The organism is Halomonas sp. Y3 (genome assembly GCF_024137965.1).
Lineage (GTDB): Bacteria > Pseudomonadota > Gammaproteobacteria > Pseudomonadales > Halomonadaceae > Halomonas > Halomonas mongoliensis.
The window spans coordinates 3,529,669-3,553,777 of the sequence record NZ_CP099975.1 but is presented as its reverse complement, the minus strand read 5'-3'; the positions used below and the strand labels follow the sequence as shown (position 1 = coordinate 3,553,777).

Below are 24,109 nucleotides of genomic sequence, written 5' to 3'. Positions count from 1 at the left end.
AGCGAATCGACTGCATGAGAATCAAGACCATCGGACTGGCAGCGCTGCTGCTCGTCGGGGCCGGGACGGCCCAGGCACAACCCTTCGAGGTTTCGGACATTCGTGTGGAAGGCCTGCAGCGGGTCTCTGCCGCTTCTGTCTTCAACGCCTTTCCTGTCAGCGCTCGCGATCGCGTCGACGAGCGGGAACTGGCCGAGGCCACCCGCAGCCTCTTCGCCACTGGCATGTTCGAGGATATCCGTCTCGCCCGGGACGGCGACGTGCTGATCATCCAGGTGGTGGAGCGACCCACCATCAGCCGTCTCAATATCTCCGGCAACCGCCGCATCGGCGACCAGGAACTGCGCCAGGGGCTGCGTCAGGCAGGCCTGGCCGAAGGTGAGGTGCTCCAGCTCTCCACCCTGGACGAGATCCAGCGTGAGCTGGAGGGCGTCTACCAGAGCCAGGGGCGCTACAGTGCCAGCATCGAGACCAGCGTGCGCGAGATCGACGAGGGCCGCGTACAGGTCGACGTCGAGATCAACGAGGGTGCCGTGGCGCGCATCCGCCAGATCAACCTGGTCGGCAACCGCGCCTTCGACGACGACACCCTGCGCGACGTCTTCGAGCTCAACGATCGCCCCGGTCGCATCTTCGGCTGGTTCTCCCGTGACGAGTACTCTCGTGAGGCCCTGGCCGGCGACCTGGAGCGCCTGCGCTCCTTCTACCTGGATCGCGGCTACGTCAACTTCAACGTGGAGTCGACCCAGGTCTCGATCACCCCCGACAAGTCGCAGATCTTCATCACCGTCAACGTCGACGAGGGTCGCCAGTACCGCATCGGCGACGTGCGCTTCGTGGGCGACCTGCAGATCAGCGAGCGGGAGGCCCGAGAGCTGCTGCGGGTCGAGTCCGGGGAGGTCTTCTCTCGCAGCGACGTGACCGCCTCCTCCGAGGCGCTGCGCGCGCGCCTCGGCGCCGAGGGCTTCGCCTTCGCCAACGTGGACGGCATTCCCGAGGTCTCCGCCTCGGGCGACACCGTGGACCTGGCGTTCCGGGTCGATGCCGGCCGCCGCGCCTATGTGCGCCGCATCGAGTTCATCGGCAATACCACCACCCAGGACGAGGTGCTGCGCCGCGAGATGATCCAGCTGGAGGGGGCGCCGGCCTCGACCCAGTCGATCACGCAGTCCCGCCAGCGCCTGGAGCGCCTCGGCTTCTTCCGCCAGGTGGACGTGGAGACGCGTCCGGTGGCCGGCGAGCCGGACAAGCTCGACGTCACCTATACCGTGGAGGAGCAGCCCTCCGGCTCCATCTCCGCCAGCGTCGGCTTCTCCCAGAGCGCCGGGGTCATCTACGGTCTGGGCCTCTCCCAGACCAACTTCCTGGGCACCGGCAACCGGGTGAACATCGGCGCTCAGCGTAGCGACACCTTCACTAGCGTCAACTTCGGCTTCACCGACCCCTATTGGACCCTCGACGGCATCTCCCGCGGCTACAACTTCTACTACCGCGAGACCGACTACGAGGACTCCGATATCTCCACCTACTCCACCGACGCCTACGGCGCGGGGATCAACTTCGGCTACCCGATCAACGAGATCACCCGTCTCAACTTCGGCGCCGCGGTGGAGGACCTGACGGTCAAGACTTATCGCGACACCGCCCAGGAGATCCAGCAGTACGTGGAGGACCAGGGCGAAGATGCCCAGAGCCTCAAGCTGACCGCCAGCTGGACTCGCAACAACCTCAACCGCGGCATCATGCCCACCGCCGGCAACTATCAGCGCCTGTCGCTGGAGACCGCGGTGCCCGGCAGCGACGCCGAGTACTACAAGCTGCGCGCCCAGGCCCGTCAGCTCTTCCCGCTCAACGACAATCACGACTGGGCGCTCAAATTCAGCGGCGAGCTGGGGTACGCCGACTCGGTGGGCAGCGATCCCTACCCCTTCTATGAAAACTTCTATGCCGGGGGCCTCGGCTCGGTGCGCGGCTTCACCGCCAACACCCTGGGACAGCGCACCACGCCGCCACCCTCCGGAGGGCGCGACCGCACCCTGGGGGGCAACGTGCTGGTGCAGGGGAGCGCCGAGCTGCTCTTCCCGCTGCCCTTTATCGAGGACCGCCGCTCCCTGCAGACCTCGCTCTTCCTGGATGCGGGCAATACCTTCCTCACCGACTGCTATGCCACCGAGACCGGTACCTCGAACTGCAGCTCCGGAGTGGATCTGGGCGACCTGCGCTATAGCGTCGGCGTGGGGCTCTCCTGGCTGACGCCGGTGGGGCCCTTGACCTTCAGCATCGCCGAGCCGATCAACGACGAGTCGGGTGATGACACCCAGTTCTTCCAGTTCTCCCTGGGGCAGACCTTCTGACCCTGGCGTGATCCCATACCGCTGCCGGGCCGCAAGGGCGGCCCTTCAAGGAGTGAGAGATGCGTAGATTGACCGCCGCCCTCGGCCTCGCCCTGCTGATGCTGCTGGCTCTGCCCGCCCAGGCGGCCGACGTCGCCATGCTCGACTGGCGCCGCGCCTTGCTCGAGACCGACGCCGCCCAGCGCTCCATGGATGAGCTGGATAGCCGGGTGGGCAGCCAGCAGCGCCAGGCCCAGTCCCTGGAACAGGAGCTGAACGCCCTGCAGCAGCGCGCCGGCAGCCTCACCGACAGCGAGCGGCAGGAGGCCAACCGCAAGGTGGGCGAGCTCAACCAGCTGATGAGCGAGATCATGCAGGCGCGCCAGCAGGCCGAGCAGCAGTTCCTGCAGCGCGCCGAGCCACATCTGGAGCGGTCCGTGGATCAGCTGATCACCCGCCACAGCGTGAAGGTGCTGGTGGAGCCCATGGGTGTGCTGCACTCGGAGCAGCCGCTGCAGGACCTGACCTCCGAGCTGACTCAGATCCTCAATACCATGCTGTGAAGGCCCGGTTCCGATGACGCGACGCAACTCTCCTGTCTACACCCTGGGTGAACTGGCCGAACGCCTGGGAGCTCGACTGGTCGGAGACGCCGACCGGCGAATCGTCGGCCTCTCCACCCTCAAGGAAGCCGGCCCGGATCAAGTGGCCTTCCTGGCCAACCGCGCCTATCTCAAGGACCTGCCGGAGGCTCGGGCCGCGGCCGTGCTGCTCCATCCGCAGCATGGCGAGACCTGCCCCACGGCGCGCCTCGAGCTCGACAACCCCTATCTCGGCTATGCGGCCCTGTCGCGGCTCTTCGATCCCCTAGCGGGCCGCGAGCCCGCCGGTGTGCATTCCTCGGCGGTGGTGGATCCCTCCGCCAGCCTGGGGGCGCGTGTCGAGGTCGGTCCCTGCGCCGTCATCGAGGCGGGCGTGACCCTGGGCGATGACGTCATCATCGGGCCCGGCTCCGTGGTCGGCGCCGACAGCGTCATCGGCGCCGGCTCCCGGCTCCACGCCAACGCCACCGTCTGCCACGGCGTGGTGGTGGGCCAGCGCGCCATCCTGCACAGCGGCTGCGTGATCGGCGGCGACGGCTTCGGCTTCGCCCACGACGGGGCGCGCTGGCACAAGATCGCCCAGCTGGGAGGGGTGATACTGGGCGATGACGTCGAGGTGGGCAGCTGTTCGAGCATCGACCGCGGCGCCCTCGGCGACACCGTCATCGGCCACGACGTCAAGATCGACAGCCAGGTACAGATCGCTCATAACGTGCAGATCGGCGACCACAGCGCCCTGGCCGGCTGCGTGGGTATCGCCGGCTCCACCCGGGTCGGGAAGCACTGCATGCTGGGCGGCGGCGTGGGGCTCTCCGGCCATCTGACGATCTGCGACGGGGTCCAGGTCACCGGCATGAGCCTGGTGACCAACTCGATCACCGAGCCCGGGGTCTACTCCTCCGGTACCGGCGCCATGAAGAACGCCCAGTGGCGCAAGAACGCGGTGCGCTTCAAGCAGCTCGACGACATCGCCAAGCGGCTCTCGCGGCTCGAGAAGGGGCGCGACGGTTGAGGGTCGCGCCCGGGGCGCTATAATCCCCCGCCTGCCCGACGGCCCGCGCCGTCGGCTCGCACCCGCCGGGACGGCGGGGCTCCCGATACTTCAGAGGTTGTGACGATGGTAATGGACATCAACGAGATTCGAGACTACCTGCCCCACCGCTATCCTTTTCTGCTGGTGGACAGGGTCACCGAGCTGAGCCTCGGCGAATCCATCGTCGCCTACAAGAATGTCAGCATCAACGAGCCGTTCTTCAATGGGCACTTTCCCCATCACCCCATCATGCCCGGCGTGCTGGTGGTGGAGGCGCTGGCCCAGGCCTGTGGCATCCTCGGCTTCAAAACCGTCAACAAGCTGCCCGCCGATGGCTATGTCTACTACCTGGTGGGCAGCGACAACGTGCGCTTCAAGCGTCCTGTGATGCCCGGTGACCAGCTTCAGCTGCGCGCCGACGTGATCCGCGAGAAGAGGGGCATCTGGAAATTCGCCTGCCATGCTACCGTGGATGGCGAGCTGGCCTGCGAGGCCGAGATCATCTGTGCCGAGAGGAAGGTTGCTTGATCCATCCCACCGCCCTTGTCGATCCCGCCGCGCGCCTCGCCGATGACGTCGAGGTGGGCCCCTTCACGGTGATCGGTCCCGATGTGGAGATCGGGCCCGGCAGCCGCATCGGTCCTCACGTGGTCATCAAGGGGCCCACGACGCTGGGGGCGCGAACCCGCATCTTCCAGTTCGCCTCGGTAGGCGAGGATTGCCAGGACAAGAAGTATGCCGGCGAGCCCACCCGCCTGGTGGTGGGCGACGACAACGTGATCCGCGAGGGGGTGACCCTGCATCGCGGCACCGTCCAGGACCGCGGCGAGACCACCATCGGCTCGCGCAACCTCTTCATGGCCTATGTGCACGTGGGCCATGACTGCGTGATCGGCAACGACTGCATCCTGGCCAATCAGGTGACCCTGGCGGGCCACGTCAAGCTCGGCGATTTTGCCATCCTCGGCGGCCTCTCCGCGGTGCACCAGTTCTGCCACTTCGGCACCCACGCCATGGCCGGCGGCGGCTCCATCATCACCAAGGACACTCCGGCCTATGTGATGATCAACGGCAACCCGGCCCAGGCCCACGGCCTCAACCTGGTGGGACTCAAACGCCGCGGCTTCTCCAGGGAGTCGATGCGCGCTCTGGGCGAGGCCTACAAGCTGGTCTACCGTCAGGGGCTCACCGTGGAGCAGGCGCTATCCCAGATACGCAGCCGCTTCGACCTGCCCGAGACCGAGGCCTTCGCCGCCTCCATCGAGATCGCCTCCCGCGGCATCGTGCGCTGACGATGGTGGATCCCCAGGAAATGGCGGCGCCCGAGCAGCGGGCCGTCAAGCGCGTCTATCTGGTGGCCGGTGAGCTCTCCGGCGATATCCTGGGCGCCGGCCTGATGCGCGCCCTGAAAGCGCGCCACCCCGGCGTCGAGTTCCGCGGCATCGGCGGCCCGCGCATGATCGCGCAGGGCATCGACAGCCGCTTCCCCCTGGAGACCCTCTCGGTGATGGGGCTGGTCGAGGTGCTCAGGCACCTGCCGGGGCTGATCCGGGTGCGGCGCGCCCTCAGGGCCGACGCCCTGGCCTGGCGGCCCGATATCATGGTCGGCATCGACGCCCCGGACTTCAACCTGGGCCTGGAGCGACAGCTGCGCGAGGCTGGGCTCACTACCGCCCACTACGTCAGCCCCTCCGTCTGGGCCTGGCGTCAGGGGCGGGTCAAGGGCATCGCGAAGTCCGTGGATGCCATGCTGACCTTCCTGCCCTTCGAGGCAGCCTTCTACGCTCGCCACCGGGTGCCGGTGGCCTTCGTCGGCCACCCGCTGGCCGACGAGCTGCCCCTCGAGAACGATCGGTTCGCGGCGCGTGGGGCGCTGGGCCTGCCCGCCGAGGGTGAGGTGCTGGCGCTGCTGCCGGGCTCCCGGGCCAACGAGATCCGCTTTCTGGGCGAGACCTTTCTCGCCGCCGCCGAGCGCCTCTGCGCGGCCCGGCCGGACCTGAAAATCGTGGTGCCGGCGGCCACGCCCGAGCGCCGCGCCGAACTGGAGGGGCTGCTTGCTGAACGCTCCGCGCTGGTAGAGCGCCTGACCCTGCTCGACGGCCAGTCCCGGGAGGCGATGGTGGCCTCTGATGCCGTGCTGCTCGCCTCGGGAACCGCGGCGCTCGAGGCGATGCTCTGCCACCGGCCGATGCTGGTGGCCTACCGGATGGCGCCGGCGACACACTGGCTCGCCAGGCGGCTGGTCAAGACCGAGTGGATCTCGCTGCCCAACCTGATCGCCCGGGAGACCCTGGTGCCGGAGCTGATCCAGGAGGCGGCGAGCCCCGAGACGATCGCCGACCGGCTCGGCGCGCTGCTCGACGATGCCCCGGGCCGAGCCGCCCTGGAGGCGCGCTTCGCGGCGATGCACCAAGGCCTGCAGCGCGATGCCAGCCGCCGCGCGGCCGAGGCTATCGAGGCGCTGGTGGCCGGCGAGCCGCTGCCCGAGAGCGTCGCCCCCGAGCGGGCCGAGGAGGCGGCGCCTTGACCCGGCAGAGAGGCGCTCCCCGGGAGCTGCCGCCCCTGGTGGTCGACTATCGCGGCGAGCGCCTGGCCGGGGTCGACGAGGTGGGCCGCGGCCCCCTGGTCGGGGCGGTGGTGGCCGCCGCGGTGATCCTCGACCCGGCGCGCCCCATCGAGGGGCTCACCGACTCCAAGGCGCTCCCCGCCCGGCGCCGCGAGGCGCTGGACGTCGAGATCCGCGAGCGGGCCCTGGCCTTCGCCGTGGCCGAGGCCAGCCCCGCCGAGGTGGATGCGCTCAACATCTATCATGCCACCCACCTGGCCATGCGCCGGGCCATCGACGCCCTGGCCCCGGCGGCGGAGTACCTGCTGGTGGACGGCAATCGCCTGCCCGGGCATCATCTGCCGGGGCAGCCGGTGGTCAAGGGCGACGCCCGCCACCCGGCCATCGCCGCCGCTTCGATACTCGCCAAGGTGGCCCGGGATGCCCAGATGCTGGCCCTCGACGCCCGCCATCCCGACTACGGCTTCGCCCGCCACAAGGGCTACCCGACCCGGGAGCACCTGGCCGCCCTGGAGCGCCTCGGCGCGCTGCCGGAGCACCGCCGCTCCTTCGCCCCGGTCAAGCGCCAGCTGGCGCTGTTCTGAACACCCAAGCCCCGAGCTCCCTATGACCACGCCCTTCGTTCATCTCCGCGTCCACACCGAATACTCCCTGGTCGACGGCCTGGTGCGCCTCAAGCCGCTGGTCAAGGCGGCTGGGGAGCACGGCATGCCGGCGCTGGCCATGACCGACGAGGCCAACCTCTTCGGCCTGGTCAAGTTCTACAAGGCCGCTCAGGGGGCCGGGATCAAGCCGATCATCGGCGCCGACCTCTGGCTTGCCAACCCCCACGACGAGGAGCACCCCTACCGGCTGACCCTGCTGGCCATGAACGACACGGGCTATCGCAACCTCACCGAGCTGATCTCCCGGGGCTGGATGGAGGGGCAGCGCCTGGGGCGCGCCGAGCTGAAGCGCGACTGGGTGCTGGCCCAGAGCGAGGGACTGATCGCCCTCTCCGGGGGCCGCGACGGCGAGGTGGGCCGCTACCTGCTCAGCGACCACGGCGACGAGGCCCGTGCGCTGCTCGCGGAGTGGAACGCCGCCTTCCCCGGGCGCTTCTATCTGGAGCTGACTCGCACCGGCCGCCCCCTGGAGGAGGAGTGCCTGCATCTCTCGGTGGAGCTGGCCCTGGAGAGCGGCACCCCGGTGGTGGCCACCAACGATGTCCGCTTCCTCGAGAAGGCGGACTTCTGGGCCCATGAGACCCGGGTCGCCATCGGCGAGGGGCGGGCCCTGGACGACTCCCGCCGCGAGCGCAAGTACAGCGAGGAGCAGTATCTCAAGAGCCCCGAGGAGATGGCCGAGCTCTTCTCGGATATCCCGGAGGCCCTCGCCAACAGCGTGATGATCGCCGCGCGCTGCAGCGTGGAGGTGCGCCTGGGGGAGATCTTCCTGCCGGAGTTCGAGATTCCCGAGGGCATGACCCAGGACGAGTTCTTCCGCAAGATCTCCCACGACGGCCTCACCGAGCGCCTCGACTTCCTCTTCCCCGCCGAGCGCTACCCCCGCGATGGCGCCGAGTATGCCGAGATCGACCAGCGCTACCGGGAGCGCCTGGACTTCGAGCTCGACGTCATCATCCAGATGGGGTTCCCCGGCTACTTCCTGATCGTGATGGACTTCATCCAGTGGGCCAAGGACAACGACGTCCCGGTGGGCCCCGGCCGCGGCTCCGGCGCCGGCTCCCTGGTGGCCTACGCCCAGAAGATCACCGATCTGGACCCCATCGGCTACGACCTGCTCTTCGAGCGCTTCCTCAACCCCGAGCGGGTCTCGATGCCCGACTTCGACGTCGATTTCTGCATGGAGAAGCGTGACCGGGTGATCGAGTATGTGGCCGACCGCTACGGCCGCAACGCCGTCTCCCAGATCGTCACCTTCGGCACCATGGCGGCCAAGGCGGTGGTGCGTGACGTGGCCCGGGCCCAGGGGCGCCCCTATTCGCTGGGCGACAAGCTCTCCAAGCTGATCCCCTTCGAGGTGGGCATGACGCTGGCCAAGGCGATCGAGGCGGAGCCGGCCCTCAAGGAGTTCGTCGAGAACGACGACGAGGCCGCCGAGATCTGGGAGATGGCGCTCAAGCTCGAGGGCATCACCCGCGGCACCGGCAAGCACGCCGGGGGCGTGGTGATCGCCCCCACCAAGCTGACCGACTTCTCGCCGCTGCTCTGCGACGAGGATGGCACCGGGCTCGTCGTGCAGTTCGACAAGAACGACATCGAGGACGCGGGCCTGGTCAAGTTCGACTTCCTGGGCCTTCGCACCCTGACCATTATCGACTGGGCACTTGAGATGGTCGACAAGGTGCGTGCCGTGGAGGGGCAGGGGCCGCTGGATATCGACAGCATCCCGCTGGACGACGCCCCCACCTTCGAGATGCTCAAGCGCGCCGAGACCACGGCGGTCTTCCAGCTCGAATCCCGCGGCATGAAGGAGCTGATCAAGCGCCTGCTGCCCGATTCGCTGGACGACATGATCGCCCTGGTGGCCCTGTTCCGCCCCGGCCCGCTGCAGTCGGGCATGGTGGACGACTTCATCAACCGCAAGCACGGCCGCGCCGAGATCTCCTACCCCCACCCGGACTACCAGCACGAGTGGCTCAAGCCGGTGCTGGAGCCCACCTACGGCATCATCCTCTATCAGGAGCAGGTGATGCAGATTGCCCAGGTGCTGGCGGGCTATACCCTGGGCCAGGCCGACATGCTGCGCCGCGCCATGGGCAAGAAGAAGCCCGAGGAGATGGCCAAGCAGCGCGCGGGCTTCATGGAGGGGTGCGCGGCCAACGGCATCGACAAGGAGCTCGCCGGCAACATCTTCGACCTGGTGGAGAAGTTCGCCGGCTACGGCTTCAACAAGTCCCACTCGGCGGCCTATGCGCTGGTCTCGTATCAGACGGCCTGGCTGAAGGCGCACTATCCTGGCCCCTTCATGGCGGCGGTGATCTCCACCGAGATGGACAACCTCGACAAGGTGGTGCCGCTGATCGAGGAGTGCCGCAACCTCGGGCTCACCGTCACGCCGCCGGACGTCAACGTGGGCGGCTACAAGTTCACCGTGGATGACCAGGCCCGGGTGGTCTACGGCCTCGGCGCCATCCGCGGCGTGGGCGAGGGGCCCATCGGGGCCATCGTCGAGGCCCGGGAGGCGGAGGGCCCCTTCCAGGACCTCTTCGACTTCTGCCGCCGCGTCGACCCCAAGCGGATGAACAAGCGCACCCTGGAGGCGCTGATCCGCTCCGGCGCCCTGGACACCCTCGGCCCCAACCGCGCCGTGCTGGCGGCGGCGCTGGAGGATGCCCTCAAGGCCGCCGCCCAGAGCCAGACCAACCAGAACCTGGGCATGATGGACATGTTCGGCGAGGCCTTCGTCGACGATGCCGGGGCGGATGGCGATGTCTATGCCGACTATCTCGGGGTGCGGGAGTGGACCGACAAGGAGCGTCTGGCCGGCGAGAAGGAGACCCTGGGGCTCTATCTGACCGGCCACCCCATCGACGAGTACGAGGGTGAGCTTGCGCGCTTCGTCTCCACCCGCATCAGCGACCTCAAGCCGTCGCGTGAGCCCCAGCGGGTCGCCGGCCTGGTGGTGGGCATGCGCACCATGAAGTCCAAGCGCGGTGACACCATGGCCTTCCTGACCCTGGACGACCGCACCGGACGCATCGAGGCGTCGCTGTTCGGCGAGCTCTATGACCAGCTGCGCGGTCAGCTCGAACCCGATCAGGTGCTGATCGTGGAGGGGGAGGTCTCCTCCGACGACTACTCGGGAGGGCTGCGCCTGCGCGGCAAGGAGGTCACCCCCATGGTGGCGGCGCGCACCCGCTACGGCCAGGCGGTGGAGCTCTCCCTGGACGGGGCAGCCATCAACGGCCGGCTGGTGGACTCCCTGCGCGAGAGCCTGGAGCCCCACCGCAACGCCGAGGGTCTGCCGGTGCGCCTGCGCTACCGCAATGCCGAGGCCGCCGGTTGGCTGGAGCTCGACGCGGACTGGAGGGTCGCGCCCACCGACGAGCTGCTGATCCGCCTGCGCGAGGTGCAGGGGCAGGACGGGGTGCGGCTCAAGTACCGCTGAGGCATCGCCTTGCGCGCCGCGTTCACGGTGCGATAATGCCTGCCACTTCTCATTTTTCGCGCCGCCTGCCACGGGCCGGGCGGTGAAACACCACAAGGCCGTCCGCCAATGAATCCCAACTATCTCGACTTCGAACAGCCCATCGCCGAGCTCCAGGCCAAGATCGAGGAGCTGCGGCTGGTCGGCAACGACAGCCAGGTCAACCTCAGCGACGAGATCGAGCGCCTCGAGGAGAAGAGTCGCAAGCTCACCGAGTCCATCTTCAAGGATCTCACCCCCTGGCAGGTCTCCCAGCTCTCCCGCCATCCCCAGCGCCCCTATACCCTGGACTACCTGGAGCACGTCTTCACCGACTTCGACGAGCTTCACGGCGACCGCCACTTCGCCGACGATGCCGCCATCGTCGGCGGCGTGGCGCGTCTCGACGACCGCCCGGTGATGGTGATCGGCCACCAGAAGGGCCGCGACGTGAAGGAGAAGGTGCGCCGCAACTTCGGCATGCCGCGCCCTGAGGGCTACCGCAAGGCGTGCCGCCTGATGGAGATGGCCGAGCGCTTCCGGATGCCGGTGTTGACCTTTATCGACACCCCCGGCGCCTATCCCGGCATCGACGCCGAGGAGCGCGGCCAGTCCGAGGCCATCGCCTACAACCTGGCGGTGATGTCGCGCCTGCGCACCCCGATCCTGGCCACCGTGGTGGGCGAGGGCGGCTCCGGCGGGGCCCTGGCCATCGGCGTCTGTGACGAGCTGGCCATGCTGCAGTACTCCACCTATTCGGTGATCTCCCCCGAGGGCTGCGCCTCCATCCTCTGGCGCAGCGCCGAGAAGGCCGCCGATGCCGCCCAGGCCATGGGGGTGACCGCCGAGCGCCTGCAGGAACTGGGCTTCGTCGATACCCTGATCGAGGAGCCCCTGGGGGGCGCCCACCGCCAGCCCCTGGCCACCGCCGAACGGGTCAGGGAGTCGCTGCTGGCGAGCCTCGACCGCCTCGCGGCGATGGACACGGAGAGCCTCCTCGCCCGCCGCTACGAGCGCCTGATGAGCTATGGCATGCCCGCCTGATCCCATGCCCCTGCAGGCCGTGATCGACAGCGCCCTGGCCCAGACCCCGCCGGGGCGCGTCGTCTGGGTGGCCCTCTCCGGCGGCCTCGACTCCTCCCTGCTGCTGACCCTCGCCGCGGACGCCTGCCGCCGCCACCCCCGCCCGCTGCGTGCCCTCCATGTGCATCACGGCCTCCAGGCCGCCGCCGACGACTTCGAGCGCCACTGCCGGCGGCTCTGCTCGCGCCTTGGCGTGCCGCTCTGCGTCGAGCGGGTTGCCGTCGACCTCGCCGCGGGGAAGGGCCTGGAGGGGGCGGCCCGGGAGGCGCGCTATGCCGCCTTCGCCCGCCGGGTCGCCCCCGGCGAGACCCTCTGGCTGGCCCAGCATCGCGACGACCAGGCCGAGACCTTCCTGCTCGCCGCCCTGCGCGGCAGCGGGGTGAGGGGCCTGGCCGGCATGCCGTCGCGGCGCGTCTGGCGGGGCAGGGCGCTCGCTCGCCCGCTGCTGACGGTTTCCCGGTCGGCCCTCGAGGCCGAGGCGGCGCGGCGGGGGCTGGCCTGGGAGGAGGATCCCTCCAATGCCGACGAGGGCCTGGATCGCAACCTCCTGCGTGTCTCCCTGCTGCCGCGGCTCGAGGAGCGCTGGCCCCGGGCCGGCGCGGCGCTGGCCAGGAGCGCGGCGCTTGCCGGGGAGGCCGAGGCGCTGCTCGGCGAGCTGGCCGAGCTGGACCTCGAGCGCCTCGGCGGCGACCCCGCCTGCCTGGCGGCGGGCGAGCTTGGCGCGCTTTCGCCGCCACGGCAGCGGCTGCTGCTGCGCCACGCCTGCCAGCGGCTGGGGCTGCCCACCCCGCCGGCCTCGCGCCTGGCAACGCTGCTGTCGCAGCTGGGGGCGCGCCTCGACGGCGAGGCGCGCGTCGCCTGGCCCGGCGCCGAGGCGCGACTATGGCGAGGTAGGCTGTACCTGATGGCGCCGCTGCCGGCGCTGCCGACGGGCTGGGAGCGCCGCTGGGAGGGGGCACCACCGCTGCACACGCCACTGGGCGTCTGCGGGGTGAGCCTGGCCGGGCCGACGGAAGGGGAGGGGGCAGGGAAAGGCGACCTGACGCTTCGACTCCGCCGGGGCGGCGAGCGCCTGCGCCTGGCGGGGCGCGGCTCCCGGGATCTCAAGCGGCTGCTGCAGGAGCTCGAGGTGCCGCCCTGGCGGCGGCAGCGGCTGCTGGTGGCCTGGCAGATGGGCAGCAGCGGAGCGGAGACGCCGGTGGCGCTGCTCGACCCCCTGGCCGGGCGCTGGCTGGCGCTGGCCGAGGGGTGGCGGGCTCAGGCGGGGGCGAGCTCCAGGGAGAAGCCCGCCGCCTGCTGATAGGCGCACTCCTGCTCCAGGTCGGTGAGCAGCAGCATGGGGTCGTCACCGCCGGGCAAGGTGAGGCGCAGCGCCTCGCCGTCGGCGTCGAGGCGCGGTGGCGCGGGCGGCTGCTCCGGGCGGCTGTGATTGAGCAGCACCGCCAGGCGCAGCAGTCGGGCCAGCCGGGCGTGGGAGGAGTGCACGGAGGCGGGCAGCGCCTGCCACTCCCGGAGCGGGAACTTGCGGCGGTGGGCGCGCACCAGGAAGGCCAGCAGGCGCTGCTCCGGGCGGGAGAAGCCGGCCAGGTCGGAGTGCTCCAGCAGATAGGCGCCGTGGCGATGGAACTGGCTGTGGGAGATGGCCAGGCCGATCTCGTGGAGGCGCGCCCCCCAGGCCAGGAAGCGGGCCTGGTCGTCGTCGAGCCCCCAGGCGTCGCGGACCTGGCCGAGCAGCGCGCCGGCCGTGGCGGCGACGTTGCCGGCCTGGCGGGCGTCCACGCCGTAGCGGCGCTCGAGCAGCTCCAGGCTCTTGAGCCGGGAGTCCTCGGGGCTGTTGCGCCCTGCCATGTCGTAGAGCACCCCCTCGCGCAGGGCGCCGTCGGCGAAACGCATCTGGTCGAGGTCGAAGGCCTCGAAGATGGCCCCGAGCACGGCGATGCCGGCGGGGAAGACCCGAGCGCGGTCCGGCTTGAGCCCCTCCAGGCTCACCCTGTCCAGACGCTTGCACTTGATCAGCCGCTCGCGCAGGGCGGTAAGGCCCTGCCGGGTGATGACCCCCTCAGGGCCGTCGCCGGCGGCGTGGATCACCGCGGCAGCGGCCTTGATGGTGCCGCTGGAGCCTACCGGATCTTCCCAGCCCAGGGCCAGGTAGTGGCGGCGGATATTGGCCAGCTCCGAGAGGGCGGCGAGCTCGGCGCGGCGCATGCGCTTCTCGGTGATCTCGCCTCCGTCGAAGAAGCGCCGGGTAAAGGTGACGCAGCCCATGCGCAGGCTCTCCAGGGCCTGGGGCTCGAAACGCTCGCCGATGATGAACTCGGTGGAGCCGCCGCCGATGTCGACGATCAGGCGACGGCCCTCCTCGGCCAGGGCGTGGGCGGCGCCCAGATAGATCAGGCGCGCCTCCTCGCGGCCGGCGATGATCTCGACCGGGCAGCCCAGCAGCGCTTCGGCGCGCTCGATCAGCGCCTGACTGTTGGCAGCGTCGCGCAGGGCGTTGGTGCCCACCACCCGCAGCTGCCCCGGGGCGATGTCGGCCACGAAGGGGGCGAAGCGGGCCAGGCAGTCCAGGGCGCGCTGCATGGTGGCCTCGTCGAGTAGGCCCTCGTCGTCGAGGCCCGCCGCCAGCTGCACTTTTTCGCCGAGGCGGGCCACTACCTGGAGGCGCTCCTCCTGGTAGTTGGCCACCAGCAGGTGAAAGCTGTTGGAGCCGAGGTCGATGGCGGCGAGCCGCCGCGTCGGGGGGAGGGTGGGGGCCGGATCCGCTGGCGAGGTCATGGTGGCTTCCTTCGAGTTGACTGGGGGAAAGGTTGCGGCTCGCCTGCGGCCGTGTCAATTGTTGAGGGCTTGCGTTCGGGCCTTCCCTTGTCTAGTATCGAGGCGTTCGCCTGTTCCGAATGCTTTCCGACCGTTCCACGGCGATCCCGTCTCGGTCACTCCAAGTCGTCAGACAGCCCACTGTACTCAGCGGAAGCCCGGTTCCTGCCGTGGCCGCTGGTCAGGCGAAAGCGAATCTGCTCCCTCGACTCCCTATCGGCCGGCTGCCCTCGGCGGTTGCCTTCCCCATGGCCATCTGGATGCAAGACGGCGAGTGGCAGCCTGTCCGGGCTCTGAACGCACCCCATGCGGCGTTTTCGTCTCGCCCCCCGTCATTTGCGGCGCATCGACGCCCGGCTTCCACGAGCAATCTCTGAACACACCGATGAATCTTACCGAACTCAAGCAAAAGCCCGTGCCGGAACTCCTGGAGATCGCCCGCGAGATGGGCATCGACAACCTGGCGCGCTCCCGCAAGCAGGACATTATCTTCGCCATCCTCAAGAAGCACGCCAAGAGCGGCGAGCCGATCTACGGCGATGGCGTCCTCGAGATCCTGCAGGACGGGTTCGGCTTCCTGCGCAGTGCAGACAGCTCCTACCTGGCCGGCCCCGACGACATCTATGTGTCGCCCTCCCAGATCCGTCGCTTCAACCTGCGCAAGGGCGACTCCATCTCGGGCAAGATCCGCCCCCCGAAGGAGGGCGAGCGCTACTTTGCCCTGCTCAAGGTCAGCGAGATCAACTTCGACCGCCCCGAGAACGCCAAGTCGAAGATCCTCTTCGAGAACCTGACGCCGCTGTTTCCCGACGAGCGCCTGCGCATGGAGATCGGCAACGGCTCCACCGAGGACATCACGGCGCGCATCATCGATCTCACCGCGCCCATCGGCAAGGGACAGCGGGGCCTGCTGGTCTCGCCGCCCAAGGCGGGCAAGACGCTGATGCTGCAGAACATCGCCACCTCCATCACCCGCAACAATCCCGAGTGCCACCTGATCGTGCTGCTGATCGACGAGCGGCCCGAGGAGGTCACCGAGATGCAGCGCACCGTGCGTGGCGAGGTGGTGGCCTCGACCTTCGACGAGCCGCCGGCGCGCCACGTCCAGGTGGCCGAGATGGTGATCGAGAAGGCCAAGCGCCTGGTTGAGCACAAGAAGGACGTGGTGATCCTGCTCGACTCCATCACCCGCCTGGCGCGGGCCTACAACACCGTAGTGCCGAGCTCCGGCAAGGTGCTGACCGGCGGCGTCGACGCCCACGCCCTGGAGAAGCCAAAGCGCTTCTTCGGTGCGGCGCGCAACATCGAGGAGGGCGGCAGCCTGACCATCATCGCCACGGCGCTGGTGGATACCGGCTCCAAGATGGACGAGGTGATCTTCGAGGAGTTCAAGGGCACCGGCAACATGGAGGCGCACCTGGACCGCAAGCTGGCCGAGCGTCGCGTCTACCCGGCGATGAACATCCGCCGCTCCGGCACCCGCCGCGAGGACCTGCTCGCCTCCGAGGACGAGATGCAGCGCATGTGGATCCTGCGCAAGCTGCTCAACCCCATGGATGACACCGCGGCCACCGAGTTCCTGATCGACCGCCTCAAGGATACCAAGACGAACATCGAGTTCTTCGAGGCCATGAAACGGCGTTGATTCTGGCCTGCTGCGCTTGGCGATACTGCGTTGGAAAACAGCTCAAGCTGCTCATTTACTGAAGTAAACTCCGCGCTTTCGCTGTTTTCCGCCTTGTCTCGCCTTCGCTCGCGACGGCCAGCTTTCAACGCCTTCGCCTTGAAGGGTTTCGTCAGCAGCGCAAGGGCCGCCGAGCGCAGAAAACTGTGCAAACGTTGTACGAAGGGCCGGGGGGTAGCATGCTATGCTGCCCCTTTCGTCGTACTGGAACCGGGAAACCCGAATGAAGTACAAGGACCTGCGGGAATTCATCAGCGCCCTGGAGGCCCAGGGCGAGCTCAAGCGCATCACCGCCGAGGTGGACCCCTACCTCGAGATCACCGAGATCTGCGATCGCACCCTGCGTGCCGGCGGCCCGGCGCTGCTCTTCGAGAACGTCAAGGGCCATGATATGCCGCTGCTGGGCAACCTCTTCGGTACGCCCAAGCGGGTGGCCCTCGGCATGGGCCAGGACTCCGTGGCTGCCCTGCGCGAGGTGGGCGAGCTGCTCGCCTTCCTCAAGGAGCCGGAGCCCCCCAAGGGCTTTCGCGACGCCTGGGACAAGCTGCCCATCTTCAAGCAGGTGATGAGCATGGGGCCGAAGAAGGTGCGTTCGGCGCCGGTGCAGGAGCTCGTCTATGAGGGCGACGAGGTCGACCTCGACCGCCTGCCGATCCAGCACTGCTGGCCCGGCGACGCCGCCCCTCTGGTCACCTGGCCCCTGGTGATCACCCGTGGCCCCCACAAGAAGCGCCAGAACCTCGGCATCTACCGTCAGCAGAAGCTCTCGAAGAACCGCCTGATCATGCGCTGGCTCTCCCATCGCGGCGGGGCCCTGGACTTCCTGGAGTTCCAGAAGGCCCATCCCGGCGAGCCCTTCCCGGTGGCGGTGGCACTCGGCGCCGATCCGGCCACCATTCTCGGCGCGGTGACGCCGGTGCCGGACTCGCTCTCCGAGTACGCCTTCGCCGGACTGCTGCGCGGCTCGCGCACCGAGCTGGTCAGGTGCGGCCACGCCGACCTGGAAGTGCCGGCCTCGGCGGAGATCATCCTGGAGGGCTTCATCTACCCGGACGACACCGCGCCCGAGGGCCCCTACGGCGACCACACCGGCTACTACAACGAGGTCGACCACTTCCCGGTGTTCACGGTGACGCGCATGACCATGCGCCGCGGCGCCATCTACCACTCCACCTACACCGGTCGGCCGCCGGATGAGCCGGCCATTCTCGGCCTGGCCCTCAACGAGGTCTTCGTTCCTATCCTGCGCCGGCAGTTCCCGGAGATCGTCGACTTCTACCTGCCCCCGGAGGGCTGCTCCTACCGCATGGCGGTGGTGACCATGAAGAAGCAGTATCCGGGCCACGCCAAGCGGGTGATGATGGGGGTGTGGAGCTTCCTGCGCCAGTTCATGTACACCAAGTTCGTGGTGGTGCTCGACGACGACGTCAGCGCCCGGGACTGGGAGGACGTGATCTGGGCCATCACCACCCGCATGGACCCGGCCCGGGACACCGTGATGGTGGAGAACACCCCCATCGACTACCTGGACTTCGCCTCGCCGGTCTCCGGCCTCGGCTCCAAGATGGGCCTGGATGCCACCAGCAAGTGGCCGGGCGAGACCGACCGCGAGTGGGGAGTGCCCATCGTCATGGACGAGGCCGTCAAGGCCCGCGTCAGCGAGCGCTGGAACGAGCTGGGCATCGAGCTTCCCGACGACAAGACCCCCTGATAACCCCACGAGGCACGCATGACGCCAAGGACCCTGACCTGCCTGGTCGACGAGGTCGAGGACCTCACCCCGGATGTCTTTCGGGTGCAGCTGGAGGGCCGCCCGGAGGCGGTGGCCCACGCCCCCGGGCAGTATCTCGAACTCAGGCTCGATGACGAGACCTGGGTGCCCTTCTCCATTGCCAACGCCCACGGCGGCGACGGCGTGATCGAGCTGCATATCCAGCACTGGCCGGAGCGGGAGAACTCCGCCCGGCTGCGCGACCTGGTCCAGGTCGCCAACCGCCTGACCCTGCGCCTGCCCGGCGGCGATTGCGTGCTCGACCCGGACAGCACCCGCCCGCTGCTGCTGGTCGCGGCGGGAACCGGCTTCTCCCAGATGAAGGCGATCGTCGAGGCGGCGCTGGCCGCCGACCCCGAGCGCGAGATCGACCTCTGGTGGGCGGCCCGGGAGCGGCGCCAGCTCTACCTGGAGCGCCTGCCTCGGGAGTGGGCCGAGGCCCATCCGAAGGTGCGCTTCCATCCGGTGACCGAGCTTTCGCCGGAGGAGCCCTGGGCGGGGGAGGGCGTCATCGGCCACCGGGGACGCATCGACCAGGCCCTGGCCGCGGGGCTCGAGGATGTCTCCGGCCATGACGTCTACCTCTCCGGCTCGCCGGGCATGGTCTACGCCTGCGTCGATGTCCTCGCCTCGCTTGGGCTCTCGGCGTCGCGCACCTTCTCCGACGTCTTCGCCTATGCCCCCCGGGACCCGCTGATTCCGGTGACCGGCAGCCTGCGTCGGGAGAGTCACCCATGAGCGCCTCGCCGATCCTGATCACCGGCGGCGCCCAGCGCCTGGGGCGCCACTGCGCCGAGCGCCTGGTGGACGACGGACACCCGGTGATCATCAGCTACCGCCGCGAGCGGCCGGAGCTTGCGGCGCTGCGGGAGCGGGGGATCGTGACCCTGCCGGCGGACTTCGCAAGCGAGGCGGGCATCCTCGACTTCCTCGAGCGGCTCAGGGCCGAGACGAGCTCGCTGCGGGCGATCGTCCACAACGCCAGCGACTGGGCACCGGATTCCACCGGCCCCGAGGCGGGGGCCACCTTCGAGCGGCTCTTCCGCATCCATATGCTGGCGCCCTACCTGATCAACCTGCACGCACGCGAGCTCCTGGAGCGCTGCAGCGAGCCCCAGCGCGATATCGTGCACATGACCGACTATGTGGTGCAGAAGGGGTCGAAGAAGCACGCCGCCTACGCCGCCACCAAGGCGGGGCTCGACAACCTGACCCTCTCCTTCGCCGCCATGCTGGCGCCGACGATCCAGGTCAACGCCATTGCCCCGGCGCTGATCATGCTCAACGAGGGCGACGACGAGGCCTATGTCGAGAAGGCGCGGGCCAAGTCGGCCATGGAGATGGTGCCCGGCCCCGGGGTGATCTATCAGACCCTGCGCTACCTGCTCGACAACCGCTACGTGACCGGGGCGACCCTGCCAGTGGATGGCGGCCGCCACCTGCGCTAGCGCCTACCTGCGACCAAGGTGGCGTGCTCGCCGCCGGGTTCTTCGCTAGAATGCGGACCTACCCTGACAGCAAACCGAAGGAGAGACACATGGCGGGACATGACGAGAACTTCCGTGACAGCAGCGGCGTGCTGTCCATCATCATGGGCCTGATCGTGCTCGTGGCCATGAGTGCCCTGCCGGCCACCATCGGCTGGTACCAGCTGTTTGCCGGCTGATACGGACTTGCCTGCCGCCGCTCGATGCGGCAGGATGAATCCATCGCCCAGGAGACGACCATGACCCCACTCGCCACCGCCATGCACTGCCACAGCGCCGCCCACGCAGGCGACGCCGGCGCGTGCACGGGGGCGAGCGCGGGCTTCTGGTGGTATGGCTATTTTATGACCGGTGTGCCGGCGGCCATGTCCTGAGCAGCAGACACGACATCGCCGAGAGGCACGCCCCGCCAGGGTCGCCTCCCGACAGAACCCCCGGAAGGCTACCCGCCCCGGGGGTTCTGCGTTTCACGGCATGCCACACAGAGATGACATCAAGGAGAGAGACCATGACCGCATCCATCGCCATTCGCCCGCTGACCGGCCTCATCGGCTATTACGGCTATTGGCGATTTAGCGAGCTGCGGTCGGCTCACTCCGCCACGTCCGGCCGTAGCGAGTTCGGTGGCACCCGATCGACACGATGTATGACCGCTACCCGGAGCCGATGACACCATGAACGCCACGCTTGCCGCCGCCCTGAACCCCGCCCGTCCTGCCGCTGCCCCCGTGCGCCGCCTGCCCGCGCCGGACGCCCTGCGCCGCGAACTGACCCTGGCCCCCGAGCTTACCCGCCGGATCGAGGCCCAGCGCCAGGCCGTTCGCGATATCCTCGCCGGCCGCGACGACCGCCTGCTGGTGGTGGTCGGCCCCTGCTCCATCCACGACCCCGAGGCGGCCCTGGAGTACGCCCGCCGCCTGGCCGAGCTGGCGCCCCGGGTCGCCGACCGCCTGCTGCCGGTGATGCGGGTCTATGTGGAGAAGCCGCGCACCACGGTGGGCTGGAAGGGGCTCGCCTACGACCCCGACCTGGATGGCAGCGGGGACATGGCCCGCGGCCTCGAGGTCTCGCGTCGGCTGATGCGCGACGTCGCCGAGCTGGGCCTGCCGGTAGCCACCGAGCTGCTCCAGCCGATGCTGGCCCCCTACCTGGAGGACCTGCTGGCCTGGGTGGCCATCGGCGCCCGCACCACCGAGTCCCAGCTGCACCGCGAGATGGCCAGCGGCCTCGACGCCGTGGTGGGTTTCAAGAACGCCACCGGCGGCGATATCGGCGTGGCCCTGGACGCCATGCGCGCCGCCGCCCATCCCCATAGCCACTTCGGGCTGGACGGCGAGGGGCGCCCGATGATTCGCGACACCGACGGCAACGCCCATACCCACCTGGTGCTGCGCGGCGGCCACGGCGAACCCAACTACCAGGCGCCTCACGTCCAGGCGGCGCGCCGCGCCCTGGAGGAGGCCGGCCTCACGCCGCGGCTGATGGTGGACTGCAGCCACGCCAACGCCCGCAAGGACCACCGCCGCCAGAGCGAGGTGCTGCTCGACGTCCTGGCCCAGCGCGAGGCGGGGGAGACGGCCCTGGCCGGGCTGATGATCGAGAGCCATCTGCACGAGGGCAAGCAGGCGCTGTCGCCCGGCCGGCTGCGCCACGGCGTCTCGGTCACCGACGCCTGCATCGGCTGGGAAACCACCGAACGCCTGCTGCTCGGCGCCGCCGAGCGGCTGAGGTAGGCCTGTACCCCGGGGGGCCGAGTCGGGATAATCACCTCGATTTCCCGCTCGCCCCCAGGAGGCCCCATGTCATTCCGGTTCGAACAGCACGACCCCGAGACCTACCGCCGCAAGGCGAAGATGATCAGCCTGGCCATGGCCGGCCAGCTGATCGTCTTCGGCCTGGTCTTCGTCCAGCTGCTGCAGGCCGCCTTCGACGGCGGCTTCCTGCTCAACGTGGTGGGGGTGCTGCTGGGCCTGGTGGCGACCAGCCTGACCTTCGCGGTGCTGCGCGAGCGCCCCTGGATGACCGAGATGCGCTATGTCTGGCAGCTCAAGCACCACCTCTCCCGGGTCAGCGGCTACCTGCCCGCCCTGCGCCGGGGTGTCGAGGAGGGCAACGGCACGGCGCTCTCCATTCTCACCTTCTATCACCAGGGCATGGCCCAGCTGGCCGAGCTCAATGGCCGCACCCTGGATGACGACGCCGAGCTGATCGCCGAGCGCCAGAAGATCCGCCTACTCCGTCAGGAGCGCGGGCTGCCCGAAACGGTGGACGGCTTCGACCCCCAGGACCTGGCCGCCTTCAAGCGCGGCTGACGCCCGAGCCTCTGCCGTCGCGCTACCGGCGCGGCGGCAGGCGCGCCCCTCAGGCCTTGGCGGCGTAGGCGTAGAGCAGCGTCTCCTGGGCGCTGATGGGCGCGGCGTCGCCGGACTGCTGCTTGACGTAGCTGCCGTCGGGCTGCAGCAGCCAGCTCTGGCAGTTGTCCACCAGGTAGGTTTCCAGGTCCTTGCGCACCCGGGCGGCCAGCTTGCGGTCCAGCAGCGGAAAGCAGGTCTCTACCCGGTGAAACATGTTGCGGCTCATGAAGTCGGCGCTGGAGCCCCACACCTCGGGTTTGCCGTTGTTGTGGAAGTAGAAGACCCGGGTGTGCTCCAGGAAACGGCCGATGATGGAGCGCACGCGTATGCTTTCCGAGACGCCCGGGATGCCCGGCCGCAGGCAGCACTGGCCGCGGATGATCAGATCGCACTCCACCCCGGCCCGGGAGGCGCGGTAGAGCGCCTGGATCAGTTTCGGCTCGGTCAGGGAGTTGCACTTGATGATCAGGTGGGCGCGGCGCCCCCTGCGGGCGTGTTCCGCCTCCCGCTCGATCATCGCCACCATGCCGTCGTGGAGGGTGAAGGGGGCGTGCAGCAGGGTTTCGATATGGCGGGCGCGCCCCATCCCCGAGAGCTGCTGGAAGACCTGGTGCACGTCCTCGCAGAGCGCCTCGTTGGCGGTCAGCAGGCTGTAGTCGGTATAGAGCCTGGCGGTCTTCGAGTGGTAGTTGCCGGTGCCCAGGTGGGCGTAGTGGCGCAGCCGCCCCTTCTCCCGGCGCACGATGTGCATCATCTTGGCGTGGGTCTTGTAGGCCATCACGCCGTAGATGACGATGGCGCCGGCCTCCTGAAGCCGCGACGCCAGGGCCAGGTTGTCCGCCTCGTCGAAGCGGGCGCGCAGCTCCACCACCACGGTGACCTCCTTGCCGCCGCGGGCCGCCTCCACCAGGGAGCTCACGATGGGGGAGTCGGCGCCGGTGCGGTAGAGGGTCTGCTTGATGGCCAGCACCGAGGGGTCCCGAGCCGCCTCGGCCAGCAGCTCCTCCACCGGAGAGAAGGCCTGGAAGGGGTGGTGCAGCAGGATGTCGCCGGCGGCGATGGTGTCGAAGAGGCTCCCGCTCTTCTGCAGGCTCTTGGGCAGCCCCGGCGTATAGGGACGGTAGAGCAGCTCGGGGCGCTCCACCTCGCCGAGCAGGGACATCATGCGAGTGAGATTGACCGGCCCGTTGACCCGGTAGAGATCCTCCTCGCCGAGCTCGAACTCCTTGAGCAGGAAGGCCGCCAGCTCGTCGGGGCAGGTGTCCACCACCTCGAGGCGCACGCCGCTGCCGTAGCGCCGGGCCAGGAGCTCGCCGCGCAGGGCCGAGGCGAGGTCCGACACCTCCTCCGGGTCCACCGTCATGTCGGCGTTGCGGGTCAGGCGGAACTGGTAGCAGCCGCGCACCTGCATGCCCGGAAAGAGCTCGCCGGCGTGGGCGTGGATCATGGAGGAGAGGAAGACGGCCTCGTCGAAGCCCTCGTCGCAGAGCGCCCGGGGCAGGGCGATGACCCGGGGCAGCGAGCGCGGTGCCGGCAGAATGGCCAGCCCCCCTTCGCGGCCGAAGGCGTCCTTGCCCTCCAGCTGTACGATGAAGTTGAGGCTCTTGTTGACCAGCCGGGGAAAGGGGTGGGAAGGGTCCAGGCCGATGGGGCTGATCACCGGCAGAATCTCCTCCTCGAAGTAGTCGCGTACCCAGTCGCGCTGGGCCGGAGTCCACTCGCTGCGGCGGCGGAAGCGTATTCCCTTCTCCTCCAGTGCCGGCAGCAGCGCCTCGTTGAGGATGCGGTACTGCCGCTCGATCTGCTCGTGGGCCACCCGGGAGATCTCCGCGACCACCGAGCGCGGCGAGCGGCCGTCGAAGCTGGCGCTCTCGTCGCCGATGGCGACCCTGCGCTTCAGCCCGGCCACCCGGATCTCGAAGAACTCGTCCATGTTGGAAGAGAAGATCAGCAGGAACATCAGCCGGTTGAGCAGCGGATGCGCCTCATCCAGGGCCTGCTCCAGCACCCGGATATTGAACTGCAGGTGGGAAAGTTCGCGGTTGAAGTAGAGGCTCGGGTCGGCAAGGTCCGCCTCGGCATCCGGCGGCGCCTTGGGCTTGATGCCGGTGCGGGTCTGGTTGAGGCGAGGCGCGGGCGGCTCGGCGCTGGCATCTTCGCCGGGACCGGGCTGCGGCGCATCGGGGAGTGCGGGGCTGCGGTCTTCCATGGGCAACTCTCACGGGGTCATGGAAGGGGCCGCGCCCCTTCC

At 69.1% G+C, this 24,109-nt stretch carries 21 protein-coding genes; 19 read left to right on the top strand and 2 right to left on the bottom strand.

Features of this window, described 5'->3' with window-relative positions:
* Positions 1-14: 14 nt before the first annotated feature.
* The 10 genes from bamA (at position 15) to tilS (ending at position 13,048) form a co-directional block, all read left to right on the top strand.
* Positions 15-2,354, top strand: coding sequence for an outer membrane protein assembly factor BamA (bamA, locus tag NHL60_RS16815; protein WP_253446077.1), 2,340 nt, complete (start codon positions 15-17; stop codon positions 2,352-2,354).
* Between the two features lie 59 nt (positions 2,355-2,413).
* Positions 2,414-2,896: an OmpH family outer membrane protein gene (locus NHL60_RS16810; RefSeq protein ID WP_253446075.1), complete on the top strand. Its 483-nt coding sequence runs from the start codon at positions 2,414-2,416 to the stop codon at positions 2,894-2,896.
* 13 nt (positions 2,897-2,909) lie between these two features.
* Positions 2,910-3,947 carry a UDP-3-O-(3-hydroxymyristoyl)glucosamine N-acyltransferase gene (gene lpxD / locus NHL60_RS16805; RefSeq protein WP_253446072.1) on the top strand — a complete coding sequence of 346 codons (1,038 nt, stop codon included), beginning with the start codon at positions 2,910-2,912 and terminating at the stop codon, positions 3,945-3,947.
* A gap of 105 nt (positions 3,948-4,052) precedes the next feature.
* Positions 4,053-4,496 (top strand): 3-hydroxyacyl-ACP dehydratase FabZ, encoded by a 444-nt coding sequence (gene fabZ, locus NHL60_RS16800; protein WP_253446070.1) that lies wholly within the window; start codon positions 4,053-4,055, stop codon positions 4,494-4,496.
* A complete protein-coding gene (gene lpxA / locus NHL60_RS16795; protein WP_253446065.1) occupies positions 4,493-5,260 on the top strand; it encodes an acyl-ACP--UDP-N-acetylglucosamine O-acyltransferase in 768 nt (255 codons plus the stop codon). The genes fabZ and lpxA overlap by 4 nt, the downstream gene beginning before the upstream one ends.
* Positions 5,261-5,262: 2 nt before the next feature.
* Positions 5,263-6,495, top strand: coding sequence for a lipid-A-disaccharide synthase (gene lpxB, locus NHL60_RS16790; RefSeq protein ID WP_253446062.1), 1,233 nt, complete (start codon positions 5,263-5,265; stop codon positions 6,493-6,495).
* Positions 6,492-7,118, top strand: a complete 627-nt coding sequence (gene rnhB, locus NHL60_RS16785; RefSeq protein WP_253446059.1) for a ribonuclease HII — start codon at positions 6,492-6,494, stop codon at positions 7,116-7,118. The genes lpxB and rnhB overlap by 4 nt, the downstream gene beginning before the upstream one ends.
* Positions 7,119-7,140: 22 nt before the next feature.
* On the top strand, positions 7,141-10,647 hold the full coding sequence (dnaE, locus tag NHL60_RS16780) for a DNA polymerase III subunit alpha (protein ID WP_253446056.1): 3,507 nt from the start codon (positions 7,141-7,143) through the stop codon (positions 10,645-10,647).
* A gap of 108 nt (positions 10,648-10,755) precedes the next feature.
* Positions 10,756-11,709, top strand: a complete 954-nt coding sequence (gene accA, locus NHL60_RS16775) for an acetyl-CoA carboxylase carboxyl transferase subunit alpha (protein ID WP_253446053.1) — start codon at positions 10,756-10,758, stop codon at positions 11,707-11,709.
* Positions 11,710-11,713: 4 nt separating this feature from the next.
* Entirely contained in the window at positions 11,714-13,048 is a 1,335-nt protein-coding gene (gene tilS, locus NHL60_RS16770) for a tRNA lysidine(34) synthetase TilS (RefSeq protein ID WP_253446048.1), read from the top strand.
* Here tilS and ppx read toward each other — a convergent pair.
* The gene (gene ppx / locus NHL60_RS16765; protein WP_253446045.1) at positions 13,006-14,523 is read right to left on the bottom strand and encodes an exopolyphosphatase; all 1,518 of its coding nucleotides are present in this window, start codon (positions 14,521-14,523) and stop codon (positions 13,006-13,008) included. The genes tilS and ppx overlap by 43 nt on opposite strands.
* Positions 14,524-14,947: 424 nt before the next feature.
* Here ppx and rho point away from each other — a divergent pair, with 424 nt between their 5' ends.
* The 9 genes from rho (at position 14,948) to NHL60_RS16730 (ending at position 21,816) form a co-directional block, all read left to right on the top strand.
* The gene (gene rho, locus NHL60_RS16760) at positions 14,948-16,207 is read left to right on the top strand and encodes a transcription termination factor Rho (RefSeq protein ID WP_253446042.1); all 1,260 of its coding nucleotides are present in this window, start codon (positions 14,948-14,950) and stop codon (positions 16,205-16,207) included.
* 262 nt (positions 16,208-16,469) lie between these two features.
* On the top strand, positions 16,470-17,957 hold the full coding sequence (gene ubiD / locus NHL60_RS16755; protein ID WP_253446039.1) for a 4-hydroxy-3-polyprenylbenzoate decarboxylase: 1,488 nt from the start codon (positions 16,470-16,472) through the stop codon (positions 17,955-17,957).
* 18 nt (positions 17,958-17,975) lie between these two features.
* Complete coding sequence (locus tag NHL60_RS16750) at positions 17,976-18,755, top strand: NAD(P)H-flavin reductase (RefSeq protein ID WP_253446036.1); 780 nt, start codon at positions 17,976-17,978, stop codon at positions 18,753-18,755.
* Entirely contained in the window at positions 18,752-19,465 is a 714-nt protein-coding gene (folM, locus tag NHL60_RS16745; protein WP_253446034.1) for a dihydromonapterin reductase, read from the top strand. Before NHL60_RS16750 ends, folM begins: the two co-directional genes overlap by 4 nt.
* 89 nt (positions 19,466-19,554) lie before the next feature.
* Positions 19,555-19,683 (top strand): hypothetical protein, encoded by a 129-nt coding sequence (locus tag NHL60_RS19630; protein WP_299311252.1) that lies wholly within the window; start codon positions 19,555-19,557, stop codon positions 19,681-19,683.
* 60 nt (positions 19,684-19,743) lie between these two features.
* On the top strand, positions 19,744-19,878 hold the full coding sequence (locus NHL60_RS19625; protein ID WP_301271073.1) for a hypothetical protein: 135 nt from the start codon (positions 19,744-19,746) through the stop codon (positions 19,876-19,878).
* Between the two features lie 134 nt (positions 19,879-20,012).
* Positions 20,013-20,174, top strand: coding sequence for a hypothetical protein (locus NHL60_RS16740; protein ID WP_253446031.1), 162 nt, complete (start codon positions 20,013-20,015; stop codon positions 20,172-20,174).
* Between the two features lie 4 nt (positions 20,175-20,178).
* A complete protein-coding gene (locus tag NHL60_RS16735; protein WP_253446028.1) occupies positions 20,179-21,237 on the top strand; it encodes a 3-deoxy-7-phosphoheptulonate synthase in 1,059 nt (352 codons plus the stop codon).
* A gap of 66 nt (positions 21,238-21,303) precedes the next feature.
* Entirely contained in the window at positions 21,304-21,816 is a 513-nt protein-coding gene (locus NHL60_RS16730; RefSeq protein WP_253446025.1) for a DUF3087 family protein, read from the top strand.
* Between the two features lie 49 nt (positions 21,817-21,865).
* Here the strand turns inward: NHL60_RS16730 and ppk1 are convergent, their stop codons facing one another.
* Entirely contained in the window at positions 21,866-24,067 is a 2,202-nt protein-coding gene (gene ppk1, locus NHL60_RS16725; RefSeq protein WP_253446022.1) for a polyphosphate kinase 1, read from the bottom strand.
* Positions 24,068-24,109: the final 42 nt, after the last annotated feature.

Coding starts and splice junctions, on each gene's coding strand:
- bamA (WP_253446077.1), top strand. CDS start 15: ATGAGAATCAAGACCATCGGACTGGCAGCGCTGCTGCTCGTCGGGGCC.
- NHL60_RS16810 (WP_253446075.1), top strand. CDS start 2,414: ATGCGTAGATTGACCGCCGCCCTCGGCCTCGCCCTGCTGATGCTGCTG.
- lpxD (WP_253446072.1), top strand. CDS start 2,910: ATGACGCGACGCAACTCTCCTGTCTACACCCTGGGTGAACTGGCCGAA.
- fabZ (WP_253446070.1), top strand. CDS start 4,053: ATGGTAATGGACATCAACGAGATTCGAGACTACCTGCCCCACCGCTAT.
- lpxB (WP_253446062.1), top strand. CDS start 5,263: ATGGTGGATCCCCAGGAAATGGCGGCGCCCGAGCAGCGGGCCGTCAAG.
- dnaE (WP_253446056.1), top strand. CDS start 7,141: ATGACCACGCCCTTCGTTCATCTCCGCGTCCACACCGAATACTCCCTG.
- accA (WP_253446053.1), top strand. CDS start 10,756: ATGAATCCCAACTATCTCGACTTCGAACAGCCCATCGCCGAGCTCCAG.
- tilS (WP_253446048.1), top strand. CDS start 11,714: ATGCCCCTGCAGGCCGTGATCGACAGCGCCCTGGCCCAGACCCCGCCG.
- ppx (WP_253446045.1), bottom strand. CDS start 14,523: ATGACCTCGCCAGCGGATCCGGCCCCCACCCTCCCCCCGACGCGGCGG.
- rho (WP_253446042.1), top strand. CDS start 14,948: ATGAATCTTACCGAACTCAAGCAAAAGCCCGTGCCGGAACTCCTGGAG.
- ubiD (WP_253446039.1), top strand. CDS start 16,470: ATGAAGTACAAGGACCTGCGGGAATTCATCAGCGCCCTGGAGGCCCAG.
- NHL60_RS16750 (WP_253446036.1), top strand. CDS start 17,976: ATGACGCCAAGGACCCTGACCTGCCTGGTCGACGAGGTCGAGGACCTC.
- folM (WP_253446034.1), top strand. CDS start 18,752: ATGAGCGCCTCGCCGATCCTGATCACCGGCGGCGCCCAGCGCCTGGGG.
- NHL60_RS19630 (WP_299311252.1), top strand. CDS start 19,555: ATGGCGGGACATGACGAGAACTTCCGTGACAGCAGCGGCGTGCTGTCC.
- NHL60_RS19625 (WP_301271073.1), top strand. CDS start 19,744: ATGACCCCACTCGCCACCGCCATGCACTGCCACAGCGCCGCCCACGCA.
- NHL60_RS16740 (WP_253446031.1), top strand. CDS start 20,013: ATGACCGCATCCATCGCCATTCGCCCGCTGACCGGCCTCATCGGCTAT.
- NHL60_RS16735 (WP_253446028.1), top strand. CDS start 20,179: ATGAACGCCACGCTTGCCGCCGCCCTGAACCCCGCCCGTCCTGCCGCT.
- NHL60_RS16730 (WP_253446025.1), top strand. CDS start 21,304: ATGTCATTCCGGTTCGAACAGCACGACCCCGAGACCTACCGCCGCAAG.
- ppk1 (WP_253446022.1), bottom strand. CDS start 24,067: ATGGAAGACCGCAGCCCCGCACTCCCCGATGCGCCGCAGCCCGGTCCC.